Below are 15,865 nucleotides of genomic sequence, written 5' to 3' on the forward strand. Positions count from 1 at the left end.
CGAACCGATCGACAATTTTAATAGGTTGATTTTAGACCGTTAGCTGCCCGAACGTTCGACTTGTAGAGTGTATTTGTCAAAATTTATTAAAATTTTCGAGACGATCGAAATTCTTGACTTGAAACTGTTCGTTTTTTTACAGTTTTGGATCGCGTTTCATGCTTTATAATAGTTAGGCGCATTATCAAAAATCTCAGTCCAAGCGATCGCGTTCCCGAAAATCTGTGGAATTCTCCGATACAATGACACCGGTTAAGCGAGTTCCACCGAGGACAAGACGATCTCGAATCTTCTCCCCACCCCCTTCAACAGCAGCGAAATCCAGCAGCTGCGGCGATCGCTCCTCAACTGGTACGATCGCCATGGTCGCGATCTGCCCTGGAGACGGGAACCGACGCCCTATCGCGTCTGGATTTCCGAGATCGTGCTGCAACAAACCCAAGTCAAAACCGCTCTTCCCTACTTCGATCGCTTGTTGCAGCAGTTCCCCAATATTGAAACCCTCGCCAACGCCGACATCCAGCACGTGTTAAAAGCGTGGCAAGGATTGGGATATTACGCCCGCGCCCGCAACCTGCACCGCGCCGCCCAACACATCCGCGATCGACACAACGGCGAATTTCCCCAGCACTACGACGACGTCATCGCTCTCCCCGGAATCGGACGCAGTACCGCAGGCGGAATCCTCAGTGGCGCATTTAACCAACCCGTCGCCATTCTCGACGGAAACGTCAAACGCGTCTTAGCGCGACTGACGGCTTTACCCGTTCCCCCCTCAAAAGCCGTAAAATCCCTGTGGGCGCTATCGGAAACCCTACTCGATCGCCAACGTCCTCGGGACTTCAACCAAGCGTTTATGGACTTAGGGGCGACCCTTTGCACCCCCCAAAATCCCGCCTGTTTGCTGTGTCCCTGGCGCGAATCCTGTCAAGCGTACAACTTAGATCTGCAATCGGAACTTCCCATGCGCGAAACCCGCAACCCCATCCCCCACAAACACATCGGCGTCGCCGTCATCGTCCGCGAAGACGGAAAAATCCTGATCGATCGTCGTCCACCCAAAGGGCTACTCGGCGGAATGTGGGAATTTCCCGGCGGAAAAATCGAACCCGACGAATCCGTCACCGACTGCATTCGCCGCGAAATCAAAGAAGAACTCGACATCGACATCGAAGTAGGCGAGCATATCATCACCGTCGAACACGCCTATACTCACTTCAAAGTTTCTCTCAACGTCTACCGCTGTCGTCACCTTTCCGGCGATCCCAAACCCCTCGAATGCGACGAAATTCGCTGGGTAACGCTGGACGAACTCGACGAGTATCCTTTTCCCAAAGCCAACGTGAAAATTATCGAAGCGTTGCGTCAAGCAGCGTAACACCTTCGTCTCAAATTCCCTTCCGTAGAGGCATTTCATACAACGCCTCTACGGAGTAAAAAACATTAAAAAACTACGCGATGTCGATCGAACATTTTGCGTAGTTTTATCGAGTATTATCGAACATCCAACCCGAGAATCGTAGGGTGTGTGACGCGGGCAAAAAATGGGTCGAAGTCAGGTCAATAAACTGCTACCGCGTCACGCACCGCCCCAACCGAGAGAGGGCGATAAACTGTCAACTGTCAACTGTTCTATCTAGCGATCGACCGATCCCATAATCACGTCGATACTGCCCAAAATGGCCACGATATCCGCAACCTTAGCCCCCTTCAAAATATGAGGCAAAACCTGTAAGTTATTGAAGTCCGCCGGACGAATCTTAAAGCGCCACGGGAAGACATTATCGTTCCCCATAATAAACACGCCCAGTTCGCCTTTCCCAGACTCCAAGCGGACGTAATGTTCCCCGGACGGAATCTTAAACGTCGGCGGAATCCGTTTACCCATAAACTGGTAATCGGCATCGTTCCACTGAGACTTCGGACCTTCGGCCATCCGACGCGCTTCTAAATTCTCGAAGGGGCCGCCGGGAAGTTGCTTGAGAGCTTGACGGAGAATCTTCACCGACTCGCGCATCTCGCGAATCCGCACCAAATAGCGAGCGAAGCAATCCCCAGCCGTTTCGTAGTGAACGTCCCAATCCAGCTCGTCGTAGCACTCGTAACGATCGACTTTCCGCAAATCCCACTTCACCCCAGACGCGCGAAGCATCGGGCCCGACAGCCCCCAGTTAATGGCTTCCTCACGAGAAATAACGCCGATACCTTCAATACGGCGGCGGAAAATCGGGTTGTTGGTGATGAGTTTCTCGTACTCGTCCACCTTCGGATCGAAATAATCGCAGAAATCCTCGCACTTATCGACCCAACCGTAGGGTAAATCCGCCGCAACGCCACCGATGCGGAAATAGTTATTGTTAATCAATCGCTGACCCGTCGCCGCTTCCCAGAGGTCGTAAATCAACTCCCGTTCGCGGAAAATATAGAAAAACGGCGTTTGAGCGCCCACGTCCGCCAAAAACGGACCGAGCCAGAGCAGGTGGTTGGCGATGCGGTTCAGCTCCAGCATGATGACGCGAATGTAGCTGGCGCGTTTGGGAACCTCGACCCCCGCCAGTTGCTCCGGTGCGTTGACCGTAATCGCCTCGTTAAACATTCCCGCCGCATAGTCCCAACGGCTAACATAGGGAACGAACATAACGTTCGTGCGGTTCTCGGCAATTTTCTCCATGCCTCGGTGGAGATAGCCGATAACGGGTTCGCAGTCGAGGACGTCTTCCCCGTCGAGGGTGACGATCAAGCGCAAAACGCCGTGCATTGAGGGGTGGTGCGGCCCCATGTTCAGCACCATGGGTTCAGTTCGGGTTTCGATTTTAGGCATTTCAGCTATCGGTTATCCGTTTGATGGGTGTCAAAAAAAGCTGTTCGCTTGATGACTGAATATGTATTTTTGTTTCGCCTTCTGTACATTATAGGGAGATCGGGTTGACTGACCTAGAAATATCTACTGACACTTCAGAAAACCGAGCGCGGTTTCTTCACGTTCCGGTTCTCGAACGAGAGACGATCGCCGCCTTGGCCGTGCGTCCTGGGGGACGGTATCTCGACGCCACCGTGGGGGCGGGAGGCCACGCGCGATCGATTTTAGAAGCCGCACCAGAAACCCACGTGACCGCGATCGATCGCGACGACATGGCACTCGAGACGGCCAAAGCGAATTTAGCCGAATACGGCGATCGCGTGACCTTTTGGCGGGGCAACTTTGCCGAATTTCCATACGACGACGAACGCTTCGACGGAATTTTAGCCGACTTGGGGGTCAGCTCCGGCCAGCTCGACGTGGTCGAACGGGGGTTCAGCTTTCGTCGCGACGCCCCCCTCGACATGAGAATGGACCGACGCCAGGATTTGACCGCCGAAGAGATAATCAACCATTGGAACGAAACCGACTTGGCCGACGTGTTTTATCACTACGGCGAAGAACGTTTGTCGCGTCGTATCGCGCGAGCGATCGTCGAACGGCGGCCGTTTTATACTACCGTCGCCCTCGCCGAAGCGATCGCCCGGAGTGTCCCCCGTCGCTATCGATATGGTAGAATTCACCCGGCAACCCGCGTATTTCAAGCGTTGAGGATTGCTGTAAACCGAGAGTTAGACAGCTTGGAAACGTGGCTCGAGCGAGCGCCTCGGGCGCTGAACGTTGGGGGGCGCATCGCCGCGATCGACTTTCACAGCCTGGAAGACCGCATCGTCAAACATCGCCTTCGGAACTGTCCCGACTTAAAGGTGCTGACGAAAAAGCCCATCGTTCCGCAACCCGAAGAACGCGCCGCCAACCCTCGATCGCGTTCCGCCAAACTGCGGTTTGCCGAGCGCATTTCCCACGAGGGGCGATCGTAAGGACATAAAGGGAATATTGCTGAAAATCGATTCGCAGAAAAACCGGGGGTAAAAAATAGGGGAAGATACGGTCGATTTCTACAAAATCCTAAGGTACGATGGCAAAGACGCGATCGCCGAATCCGGCCGCATCCTCACCCCCACACGGAAGTCTAACCAACGAACTAGCCCGCGCACTGGAGATGGCATGAGTCGGGGAAAAGGAAAAAAACTCAAACTCTTAGTAGTTGACGACGAAACAGATAACCTAGACTTGCTCTATCGGACGTTTCGTCGGGAATTTCAAGTTTACAAAGCCGAAAGCGCCCTCGCCGCCCTACAAGTTCTCGAAGAACAGGGCGAAATGGCCATCATCATCTCCGACCAACGGATGCCGGAGATGAACGGTACCGAATTCCTCAGTAAAACGGTCGATCGCTATCCCGATACGATTCGCATCCTGTTGACGGGATACACCGACGTCGAAGACCTCGTCGAAGCGATCAACTCCGGACAAGTCTTCAAATACATCACCAAACCCTGGAACCCCGAAGAACTGAAAGCTGTCGTCCAGCAGGCATCAGAAACCTACAAAGTCGTCAAACAGCGCACCAACGAACTCAACCGCATCCTACGCCGCGAGTCCTTGCTCAACGCCATCATAACGGTGGTGCGCGAGTCTCTCGACTACGAAAGTATGCTGGCCACCATCGTCGAAACCGTGGGGCGCAACTTCGAGGCCACGGGAGCGAAACTCTATCCCGTCGAAGGAAGCAAACTTCGCAGTTCCGGAGCTGTCTCCTACAGCTCCAACGACTCCGACGAACTCGACGTTTCCCCCTACGACGAAGTCTTAGTCAAAACCGCCGTCGAACAACGGGAAAGTCAGCTCGTTCAAGACGAAGAGTCCAACACGACTCACCTCGTCGTTCCCTTGGTGTACCAACAGGATAGCCTCGCCGTCCTCGCCCTATACCAAAGCGGAAGCGATACCCAATGGGCGCCAGAAGAAGTCAAGCTGATCGAGCTGGTGGCCGAACAAGCCGCACTGGCACTCTCCCAAGCCCGCCTGTACCATCGCACCCAAGAACAGGCGCAGAAAATGCTGGCCGAACTGGACGTGGCGCGACAAATTCAGTCGAACCTGCTGCGTCAGAGTTTGCCCGAAACCGATACTGAAAAAGTACAAGCCTGTTGCTATCCCGCTCGGGGCGTCGGCGGCGACTTCTTCGAGGTCTACGTTCACCCGCAAGGGGATTTTTGGCTAGCCTTGGGAGACGTTTCGGGGAAAGGGGTTCCCGCCGCCTTGTTTATGGCCAGTGCCATGTCCGTGCTGCGCCGAGAACTGTCCCAGGACAACCCCCCCAATCCGGCTGAGGTCATGCAAAACCTTAACAGCAGCCTGTCCGACGACCTAATTAGCAACAACTGCTTTATTACTATGGTTTTGGCGCGGTATACCCCGTCGACGAGACAGTTAGTGTACGCCAACGCCGGCCATATTTACCCCCTCATTTGGGCGCATCGAACAGTTGTCGAACAGGTGCAACGAGGCGAGGAGGTTACAGTCGAACCGAATTTCGTGAAAACGCGGGGGATTCCACTCGGAATTTTGCCCGTTTGGAAAGCCAAAGATGATTCGGTAACGTTGAATCCCGGCGATGTCTTTTTACTGACGAGCGACGGGATCACTGAAGCCAGCGTGACGCAAGTTGATAGTAACGGACAAGAAACCACGACGATGCTCCAACAAGAAGGACTTTGGACACTCCTCCATCAAGAGGGTTCTCCCATCGATCTCTCTCATTTACTCGATCGCGTTCGAGGTAACACTCAAGAGCAGGAAGACGACCAAACCATTCTCTCTCTGGAGGTTCTGTAATCCATGAAGACGGAATTACACATTCCTAGCGAACTGAGGTTTTTAAACATCGTCGAGAACTGGCTCCTGGGGTGTTTGGAAATGGACTTGGGCGAAAGTGTAGACTGGCCGCGACAGTCGAATCGCTTGCGCTTGGTTCTCGCAGAAGCCTTTTCTAACGTCGTCCGCCACGCCCATCGCGATCGCCCTCACCTTCCGGTTCTGGTACGCCTCGAACTTAAGGAAGAAGATATCTGTTTGGAAGTCTGGGATTACGGGCGGGGATACAACCTCGACGAATATATGGCACCGACGCCGGAAGCGATGCAAGAAGGCGGCTACGGTTGGTTGATCATGAACCGCTTGATGGATCGCGTCGAGTACAGTTTGCAGGTGGATATGGAAGGCCGCAACTGTCTGAAGCTAGAAGCCAACCTCGTCGATAAAAGTAAAGTCAAATCTTGAGACTCATCGGGCTATAGCCGCGATAATTCTCGGGCTATAGAGGAGCCGGAGCTTAACCATTTCCCTGTGGAAAGCCTAGCCTCTCGCCAAGTCTCGCAGGTGTATCCCACTTCAGTTTTTTCGGGTCTATCCCCAACGCACCCAGCCGCGAAAGTGCTACGCACCGCTTCCGCGAACGGCGCTCCACACCGGGGACAAATTTCAATTCTCTGGCTTCGTTAAAGGGGAGTCAGACGAACTCGAACATCCTGTTAGGTGAAGCTAACTCAATCCTTTTCCGATAAGCTGGATTTCAAGAAGTCGGTAGTGATGAGGAGTAATGCTACTTGGATTCTTAAATCCTTTCCACGGGAGGATTTGAGCTGATCGGCATCATTAGAGTGCAGCACTACCGATACCGAGATGGGGTGACTGGGTTGAAAGTGACATTTTGTCACCTTTATAAAGTTTCTTAAAATCGGGAGTTCGATCGCGCGAACCATACCCGATCTTGCCGAAAATTCGGGTAAATTGTTTTACCGTCCTGTCCTATCGAAGATATAAATTTAATAAAAAAGAGTCGAAAATTCACAAAAACTTAAAAGAAAGACGATTTAATAATGATATATTTTGGGTATAGTGCGATGTTCGATCGCATTGAATAAAAAAAGCGTTAGCGAATTTAGCTTGTCACACTCTCGTTCGATATTGATTTCGATTTCAGATGATATCGAGAAAGTTGGGTCTTCGGAGTTTGTGGTTATAAATGTATACCATAATACAAAAAATTGAGAATTCGAGAGCCAAAACCCTTGAAATCTCGTGAAGTTAGTTTTTCTGTCACCCTAAACTCCGAAGAGCCAGAAAGTTTAAGCTGTCATCCGATTTTTTTCGGACATATAGAAGTCCCAAATGAATCGTCAAAAAGTAAAACACCAGAAAAAATCTGATTCCCCGTTCCCCGTTCCCCGTTCCCGATTTCCTTTTCGTCTCAATTTTGTTACACAACTGATTTAGGGTTGCTATATTTTCCCAATTTAAGAGTCGAACGGTCTGTTAATGTCAACTCACTTAAGAAAGCTCGCGACCGAATTCAAACTCACTTTTAATTCATAAAAACGCGATCGCCACTCGAGCGCTCCCCGATCGCATCAAAAGATTGTTTCCCCGCAAAGCTCGAGAGTTTGTGAATTCGGAAAGTATTCAGAGTATTGGAACCCGAAGTCTCGCCCGATCGTTCCTCGAACTCACAATCAGCTCGACCCATGAATAGCAAACTCACCCCCGATCGACCCCCAACTGATTTAGCCGACGATCGCCTCCTCAACCCCAGGCTCAGGCGTTGGAGCGTCTCGTTCGCCGTCACTACCGCGATCGCGATCGCCCTTCCCCAACCGGCACGATCGGTCTCGTTTCATTTCGACTACGCCCCCGACACCACCCTCGACCAAATGCTCGGCTTTGAAACGGCCGCAGCCCTGTGGTCGGACTACCTAGACGACGACGTAACCGTCAACTTGTATATCGACATCGTCGATACACTACCGAACCAGGTCATCGGCGGAGCGTTACCGGGAATCCGTGCCAACCAACGTTACGAAACCTGGCGAGAACAGCTCGAACTCGACGCCACGACTGCTGACGACGCTCTGGCGATCGCCAACCAGCAAGACGACGACGACAAATTTACCGCTTTAGTCAACGGTCACAAAGTCGATAACAACGAATATATGAAGATGACCCGTGCCAACGCCAAGGCATTGGGAATGCTCGACGGCAACGCCAGCGATCTAGACGGCTACATCCTGATGAGTGACTTGAGCAATACCAAACAGTACGACTGGAACTACGATTACTTTAGCGACATCGTTCCGAAGAAAACCATCGACTTCGCGAGCGTGGCGATTCACGAAATCGGTCACGTCTTGGGGTTTGTCAGTGGCGTTGATAAGCCTGGGTGGTTAACTCAAACAAATTTACACTCTTACGATAACGATACCTATTACGATACCCTCATTGGCAATCTCAACCACGCCACGCCGTTAGATATGTTTCGCTACTCCAATAAAAGCTTGGAGATCAGTGGCAGTGACGACGTTTGGATCGATATGTCTGTAGGCAGGAATCCCTTCTTTTCTGTCGAAGGCAACCAAGCCTTATGGACAAAACACAAAGATCGCACGTACTTTTCAACGGGCAAAAATGGCTTGTTGGGAGGAGACGGCGCTCAAGCAAGTCACTGGAAATCCCATCCCAACAAGCCCATTGGCATTATGGATCCGTACCTCAAAGCCGGACAGCGACGAGAAATTTCAGAAGTTGACTTGCTGGCCTTCGACGCGATCGGTTGGGATCGCACTGCTGGCGGTACCGATCTCGCGACCCTGTACGCCCGAGCCGAACAGAACCTCGCCGATCGCCTGGGAATCGAGGTGGGCGACCTCTCCGACGACATCGCTCGAACCCTGACTACATTTGAAGATGCAGACGACAACGGCATCGACGATCGCGTCGAGAAAATGGTCGTCGATAGCGAAATCTACGAATGGGGAGGTGGCGGAAGCGGTGGCGGAAGCGGTGGCGGTGGTTCTTGGCAAGAATTTCTCGAACAAGAACTCTCAGCGCAAACGATCGGCACGGCTAGCACATCGACCTCCGTTCCCGAACCGAGTTTCCTGTGGGGTTTGGGGTTGCTGGGAATCCATGTCGGACTCAAACGGTCGGCTCGAGAGGGAAAACGTCCGAACCGACGAGTACAACAAGTACAATAAATGCATCCATTGGCGATCGCAGCGAGATGTAGAGTCGCTCCTCTCTCCTCAGCTCGGACAACTCGTCTACCTTCTCAGGGGAAGTTCACAGGTTGCATGAAACCCCAAACCCAGTTTTACCCAACCCAGGTCAGACCCAGTGTCATTGTTGCCATCGCAACAACCGCAAGCCTTTTCGCGACTCTACCGAACCAGACTGCGGCTCAAATTGTCCCCGATACCACGCTGCCCCAAAATTCGAGGGTGACTGTCAACGGTAACACCCTCGACATTAACGGAGGCACGATCGCCGGAGACAACTTATTTCACAGCTTCGAGCAGTTTTCCGTTCCTACAGGGTCGGAAGCCGTTTTCAACAACAGCCTCGCCGTCGAAAACATCATTAGTCGCGTAACCGGAGGACGAGTCTCCAGCATCGACGGTTTAATTCGTGCCAACGGCCGCGCCAATCTCTTTTTACTCAATCCCAACGGCATTCTGTTCGGGCCGAACGCGGCCTTAAACATCGGCGGTTCGTTTGTCGGGAGTACCGCAGAGAGCCTTCACTTCAGCGACGGTCGCACCTTCGACACCACCGCACCTCAGACGAACTCTTCCCTGCTCAGCGTCAGCGTTCCCTTGGGCTTGCAATACGGCGCAAATCCCGGCCAGATCGACGTTCGGGGTTCGGGAAACAACGTCTTTTTAGACGGGCCGTTCGTCATTCGCGTTTTTCGACCGGACGGACTTCGCGTCGCCGACGGTCAGACCCTAGCATTGCTCGGGGGTAACGTGGCGATCGCCGGGGGAAACCTCACCGCCGCAGACGGACGCATCGAACTCGGCAGTCTCGGCGGCGAGAGCTTTATCGAACTCGTCGCGACGAATCCCGGTTTTCGCGTGAAGTACGACGGCATCAGTCAATTTCAAGATATCGCCTTGTCCGAAGCCGCCTCCGTCGAAACTAGTGGCAACAGCGGCGGCGCGATCGCCGTTCGGGGACGTCGCATTACCCTCACCGACGGTTCGACTCTGCTTGCCGATACCTTGGGCAACGGCGACGGAGGCACGTTACAAATAACTGCCTCGGAGTCCCTCGAACTCCGGGGAACCTCGCGCTTTACCCCACCGCCGACCGAAACAGAAACCTTTCCCGAATTCTTCTTTTCAACCCGATTATCTACAGACGTGGGGCGATTCCCCGACTCCACCGGCCGGGGGGGGACGGTAGCGATCGAAACCGATCGCTTGGTCGTGGCGGACGGAGCGCAAATTTCGAGCGGGACGTTTAGCGCGGGAAATGCCGGTCAGTTAAAGGTAACGGCTCGAGACATCCTTCTCAGCGGTGGCGCTAGAGGTATCGGACCGAGCGGTCTGTTCGTTCCCGTAGCACCAGAAGCCTCGGGAAACGGGGGAACCCTTATCGTCGAAACCCACCGGCTACAGATCGACAACGGAGCGCGGATTTTAGGCAGTACCTTCGGCTTGGGAGATGCCGGAACAGTCACCCTGCAAGCGGACGAAATCAATCTCGAGGGAACCTCCCCGAGCGGAAGTTCGAGCGGCGCGTTCGTCAACGTCGAAGAGGGTGCAGAGGGAAACGGAGGCAACATCACGGTCGAGACCGATCGCTTGCGAGTTGCCGATGGCGCTCAGATCGCAACGCTGACCTTTGGCGACGGTAATGCGGGAACCATCACCGCGATCGCGCCAGAGATAGAGTTGAACGAGACTTCGGCAGACGGTCGGTTGCCGAGCGGTTTGTTAACGAACGTCGAACCCGGTGCCTCCGGCCGGGGGGGCAATATCATCGTCGAAGCCGATCGCTTGTACGTGACGAATGGCGCGCAAATTGCAGCGACGACCCGCAGCTCGGGTAATGCCGGAACCGTACTCGTGACGGCAGGCGACATCGCATTGAGTCGCACGTCGGCAGACGGTCGGTTGCCGAGCGGCTTGTTTTCCAACGTGGCGGCCGAGGCAACGGGAAACGGCGGCAACATCATCGTCGAAGCCGATCGCCTACGCGTGACCGATGGCGCTCAGATCGCGACGCTGACCTTTGGGGTAGGCAATGCGGGAGAACTGGCGGTTCGGGCAACGAATACGGAACTGGTGGGAACGTCCCCGAACGGATTTCCCAGTAGCTTTTTAGCCGCCGTCGAGGGAGGCGCAACGGGTGACGGCGGTAACTTACGCGTTGAGAGCGATCGCCTGCGGCTCGTCGGTGGCGCTCAAATTGCCGTCAGTACCGAAGATGTCGGAAATTCAGGAACCTTGACCGTTCGCGCGAACGAAATCGAAGCGATCGGGACTTCAGAATTCGGTCGCAGCGGTTTTTTTGCCAGCGCGATCGCCGGAACGGGAAACGGCGGCAACCTGAACGTGACAGCCGACTCACTACGACTGGCAGAGGGGGCGATCGTCAGCGCCAGTAACTTCCAAAGCCAAAACCTCGCGCCCCCCGGACGCGGTGCGGCGGGAAACGTTCGCATCGATGCCCCCAACCTACGCTTGCAAGATGGAGCCGTAATTACGGCCGAAGCCAACGCAGGCGATCGCGGCAATATTTTCATTCAGTCGGAAGACTTGCGGATGCGTCGGAACAGTCAAATGACCACGAATGCCCGAGGAACCGCCACGGGAGGCAACATCGAAATCGAGACGAACACCCTCGTCGCGTTAGACAACAGCGATATCACCGCCAACGCGATCGCCAATTTCGGAGGACGGGTCGCAATCCGTGCCGATGCGATCTTCGGCATCGAGTTTCGGGACTCCCAAACCTCCGAGAGCGACATCACCGCCAGCTCGGAACTCGGCCCGGCCTTCAGCGGCATCGTCCAAATCAAAACCCCCGATGCCGACACCACAGTTGGATTAGTTCAGCTTCCCGACTCCGTCGTAGACGTTAACAACTTAATTGCTCGACGCTGTCCGATCGATCGCGGCAGCGAATTTCACGTGACCGGGCGCGGAGGGTTACCGCCCGCCCCACAAGACGGGATTTCGACCGATCTCGGTTGGCAAGATTGGCGAGATTTAGAACGACTCAGCCAACAGCTCGATCCTCGGGAAACCGAACCCGGACGCCCCCTCGACGCGTCGGAAATCGAACCCCTCATCGAAGCTACCGGTAGCATCACGACCGCCGACGGCACTGTGATGCTCGTGGCCGATCCCCCGTCCTCTCCCTCTCCACGCTTTGGGTCGAGTCCCCAATCCTGCTATGTTCGGTAACACTTCGCCCCTCCTCTCGATTTGGCGTCGGTTTTGGCCTCGGGGCAGAGTCGGCCTCGTGTTACTGGCGCTCTTCAGCTTGGCGATCGCCCTGGTTTTCGCCCGTCCCGCCACGAGTACCGACGAGTTTCGATCTCCCGAGACTCCAGCGATCGCGCAAACTGCTCCACTGGCGATCGACGATCGCCTCGAGCGGGGTCGAGATCTCTATCGAGCCGGTCAGTTTGCCGAGGCCGTCACCGTTTGGCAAGCGGCCGCGATCGCCGCCGACCGTCGGGGAGACCGTCTCGATCTCGCCTTAGTGTCGAGCTATCTGGCCTCGGCCTTCGAGCGACTGGGACAGTCGGAGCGAGCCGACCGCGCCATCGACGAGGCCATGGCCTCGATTTCGGAGGTTTTGACAGACGAGACCTCCCAGCAACCCACCTATGCTCGATTGGTGGCAGCCCGCACCTTCAACACTCGAGGTCACCTGCAACTGGGACGCGGACAGGCCGCAGACGCCCTCGAAAGCTGGCAGCAAGCCGAAGCGTACTATCGTCAGGCAGGAGACGAAGAAGGCGTTCTCGGCACTCAAGTCGATCGCGCGACGGCCTTCCGAGCCTTGGGACAATATCGACGCGCCCGAGAGATCCTCGAGGCAGTGGAGCGATCGCTCTCGGATCAACCCGACTCGTCCCTGAAGGCGGCTGGACTGCTCGATTTGGGGAATACGTTACGGGCGCTCGGGGAGTTGGAGCGATCGCAAACCGCGTTACAGCAAAGCTTGGCGATCGCCGAACGGGTACAGTCCCCGTCTCACGAACGCGCGGCGCTTTTAGGTTTAGCTAGAACTGCCCGCGTTCGAGGCGATCGCGATCGGGCTTTCGACTGGTACGATCGGGCCGACACCATGGCCTCCTCGCCGCGCGATCGGGTTCTCGTGGGGGTCGATCGCCTCAGCTTCGCCATCGAGACCGAACAGTGGGAACGGGCGCGTACCTTTTGGCAACAGGTACGACCTCAATTTTCCCAGTTGCCGAGCGATCGCACGGCCGTTGAGTTGCGGACGAACGCCGCCCACAGTTTGATGGACTGGCAGGCGGCCGGTCTCGGGGACGCGCCCCCTCCCGCCGTAGCGGCCGACCTGTTGGCGACTGCCGTGCGAGACGCCCGAAGCTTGCGCGACCGACGGGCTCAATCCTACGCCCTCGGGGAGTTGGCACGCTCGTACGAACGCACGAACCGACTACCGGAAGCACTGGACTTGACACAACGGGCGTTGGCACTGGCCGAAACCGCCGACGCCCCCGAGGTGGCTTATCAATGGCAGTGGCAGACCGGACGTCTGTTGCGAGAGCGCGACGATCGCGCGGGGGCGATCGCGGCGTATACGGAAGCTGTCAATACTTTAAATCGCCTTCGCAAAGATCTCGTGGCCACGCCCGAACTGCAATTCGGGTTTCGCGATCGCGTCGAACCGGTATATCGGGAGTTGGTAGATTTGCTGCTGGTTCCCGAGGCCGGTCGTTCGGATCTCGAACAAGCCCGGCAAACCCTCGAAGCGATGCAACTGGCCGAACTCGAAAACTTTTTTCGGGAAGCCTGTTTGGAAGGACATCCCCAGCAAATCGACGAGATCGATCGGGCGGCCGCTGCGTTCTACCCGATTATTTTGCCCGATCGCCTCGTCGTGATGCTTTCGATCCCCGGAGAGCCACTGCGCTACTACGACACCCCGATTCCCCAAGCGGAGGTCGAAGCGGTTCTCGAGGAGATGCAAACCTCCCTCAACCCGTCGTATCCCAATCAATGGCGTTTGCAACTCTCTCGCCAGGTTTACGACTGGTTGATTCGTCCGGCCGAGACCGACTTGGCCGGACACGACATCGAAACCTTGGTGTTCGTTCTCGACGGACTGCTGAGAAACCTGCCGATGGCGGCGCTTTACGACGGCGATCGCTACCTCGTCGAACAGTACGGTATCGCCTTGACTCCCGGCTTGCAACTGCTCCCGTCTGCGTCGCCAGACTCCCAACAATTGAAAGTTTTGATGGGAGGACTGACAGAAGCCCGTCAGGGATTTTCTGCCTTACCGGGGGTCAGCCTGGAACTCGAACAGATCGAATCGGAAGGGGTCTCGACCTCCGAACCGTTGTTGAACGAGCGATTTACCGAATTGAACCTCGAACGTCGGATCGGGACGACTTCGTTTCCCATCGTTCATTTGGCAACTCACGGTCAGCTCAGTTCCGAACCTGAAGAAACGTTCGTTCTCACCTGGGACGACAAAATCGACGTTAGAGAGCTGGGAAGCGTGCTGCAATCTCGCACTTTTGAAGTGGCGACTCCCATCGATTTGCTCGTTCTCAGTGCTTGTCAAACCGCTTCGGGGGACGATCTCGCGGCGTTGGGACTGGCGGGACTGGCCGTGCGATCGGGCGTTCGCAGTACGTTAGCGACCTTGTGGTCGGTCAACGATCGCTCGACGGCGATGCTCGTCGGACGCTTTTATCGAGAATTCATTCAAAACGGGACGAGCAAAGCTGAAGCACTCCGACAGTCGCAGCTGGCACTGTTACGCCAGTCTCAATACCAGCATCCTTTTTATTGGTCTGCTTTTGTCATTGTTGGAAATTGGTCTCGAACTGTTTTTTGAATGTTAAGACAAGTAACACAAGCTCTAAAAATAGACGAAATTTCGTCACTGTTTGGGGTTACTAAAAGTCACAATTCCCAACAAATTTAAACATCTTTAAAGATTTTAAAAAGATTTAAATATCGAAATCTTCAAAATTGTAAAAATTTAAATAAGATTCAATTGCAAGCGTTCTGTCGAGGAAGCAATCGGGCGACAATGAACGTGAAAACAAACTTATAATGCAAGAATTTCGCATTTGCATACCGAAATCGGTATCCTCTAGAAATAGCAAAAACCCAGAACAATTTCAAGTTACCAGAGGACTTTGTGATGACTTGGTTCGATGGTCTCCGCCCTCGAATAACGTTGGCGATCGCCTCGATTCTAGAACTCGCAATCGTGGTTAGCAGTGGAACCCCAGTGCGATCGCAACCCACATCCGATTCGAGCGACCCAACTGGCAGACCGACCCCCATTGTCAACTTCGAGCCGCCCCCAGGAAGCGGCCAACCGAGCGGAAATCGCAGCGGCGGCAACCGAGATTGCTTTGCCGGTACAGCCGACTCGAACGGGAACAGCTTTCTCACGCTGCTCGTTCCCGAAACGCTCCAAGGCTTAACCGTCAACGCTCGTCCGGCTCTCTTTGCCTACCTCCCGCCCACCCAGGCGCGATCGGTTCGTTTGAAGCTCGAAGACGAAGACGGAAATCTGTACTTTTACGACGACGACCTGCCCGTCGCCGACACTCCAGGGATTTATCAGTTCGCGTTTCCCGACGAAGCCCCCGACCTCGAAGTCGGTCGGCGATACCAGTGGACGATCGCCGTCACCTGTCGCGAAGAAGCTCGCTACGACGATCCGGCCGTGGCCGGTTGGGTCGAACGCATCGAAGCGGACTCGAGCCTCGCTCTCCCCGAGACAGAGGCGTCGATCGCACTCGCCGCGACCTATGCCGCAGAGGGACTATGGTTCGATACCCTCGCGATCTTGGCCGAACTCCGACAAGCTCGACCCAACGACCCGAACGTGCGTCGGGAATGGGAACACCTAATCGAGTCGATCGGTTTGGCAGAACTCGCCACAGAACCCTTGAAAACTCGCTCTACCCCCTAACCCCACTACACAACCCAG

At 55.0% G+C, this 15,865-nt stretch carries 10 protein-coding genes; 8 read left to right on the forward strand and 2 right to left on the reverse strand.

Annotated features, from left to right (window positions below):
- Window positions 1-193: 193 nt before the first annotated feature.
- Window positions 194-364, reverse strand: coding sequence for a hypothetical protein (locus GEI7105_RS38340; RefSeq protein ID WP_017659929.1), 171 nt, complete (start codon window positions 362-364; stop codon window positions 194-196).
- On the opposite strand from GEI7105_RS38340, the gene mutY reads away from it, so the two are divergent.
- On the forward strand, window positions 329-1,378 hold the full coding sequence (gene mutY / locus GEI7105_RS0107885; protein ID WP_245555450.1) for an A/G-specific adenine glycosylase: 1,050 nt from the start codon (window positions 329-331) through the stop codon (window positions 1,376-1,378). The two genes, GEI7105_RS38340 and mutY, sit on opposite strands and share 36 nt — an antisense overlap.
- Before the next feature lie 258 nt (window positions 1,379-1,636).
- Here mutY and GEI7105_RS0107890 read toward each other — a convergent pair whose 3' ends face one another.
- Window positions 1,637-2,821 carry an NAD(P)H-quinone oxidoreductase subunit H gene (locus tag GEI7105_RS0107890; protein ID WP_017659931.1) on the reverse strand — a complete coding sequence of 395 codons (1,185 nt, stop codon included), beginning with the start codon at window positions 2,819-2,821 and terminating at the stop codon, window positions 1,637-1,639.
- A gap of 104 nt (window positions 2,822-2,925) precedes the next feature.
- On the opposite strand from GEI7105_RS0107890, the gene rsmH reads away from it, so the two are divergent.
- The 7 genes from rsmH to GEI7105_RS29610 all read left to right on the forward strand — a co-directional run bounded on the left by rsmH (window position 2,926) and on the right by GEI7105_RS29610 (window position 15,847).
- Window positions 2,926-3,840, forward strand: a complete 915-nt coding sequence (rsmH, locus tag GEI7105_RS0107895) for a 16S rRNA (cytosine(1402)-N(4))-methyltransferase RsmH (protein WP_017659932.1) — start codon at window positions 2,926-2,928, stop codon at window positions 3,838-3,840.
- Between the two features lie 187 nt (window positions 3,841-4,027).
- Window positions 4,028-5,701 (forward strand): SpoIIE family protein phosphatase, encoded by a 1,674-nt coding sequence (locus tag GEI7105_RS0107900; protein WP_017659933.1) that lies wholly within the window; start codon window positions 4,028-4,030, stop codon window positions 5,699-5,701.
- A gap of 3 nt (window positions 5,702-5,704) precedes the next feature.
- Entirely contained in the window at window positions 5,705-6,145 is a 441-nt protein-coding gene (locus tag GEI7105_RS0107905; protein WP_017659934.1) for an ATP-binding protein, read from the forward strand.
- Between the two features lie 1,244 nt (window positions 6,146-7,389).
- On the forward strand, window positions 7,390-8,895 hold the full coding sequence (locus GEI7105_RS0107920; RefSeq protein ID WP_017659937.1) for an NF038122 family metalloprotease: 1,506 nt from the start codon (window positions 7,390-7,392) through the stop codon (window positions 8,893-8,895).
- A 96-nt stretch (window positions 8,896-8,991) separates the two neighbouring features.
- Window positions 8,992-12,114, forward strand: a complete 3,123-nt coding sequence (locus tag GEI7105_RS29605; protein WP_017659938.1) for a two-partner secretion domain-containing protein — start codon at window positions 8,992-8,994, stop codon at window positions 12,112-12,114.
- On the forward strand, window positions 12,104-14,752 hold the full coding sequence (locus tag GEI7105_RS0107930; protein ID WP_017659939.1) for a CHAT domain-containing protein: 2,649 nt from the start codon (window positions 12,104-12,106) through the stop codon (window positions 14,750-14,752). Before GEI7105_RS29605 ends, GEI7105_RS0107930 begins: the two co-directional genes overlap by 11 nt.
- A gap of 312 nt (window positions 14,753-15,064) precedes the next feature.
- Entirely contained in the window at window positions 15,065-15,847 is a 783-nt protein-coding gene (locus GEI7105_RS29610) for a DUF928 domain-containing protein (protein ID WP_017659940.1), read from the forward strand.
- Window positions 15,848-15,865 lie beyond the last annotated feature (18 nt).

Source organism: Baaleninema simplex PCC 7105 (genome assembly GCF_000332355.1).
GTDB classification, from domain to species: domain Bacteria; phylum Cyanobacteriota; class Cyanobacteriia; order Cyanobacteriales; family Geitlerinemataceae; genus Baaleninema; species Baaleninema simplex.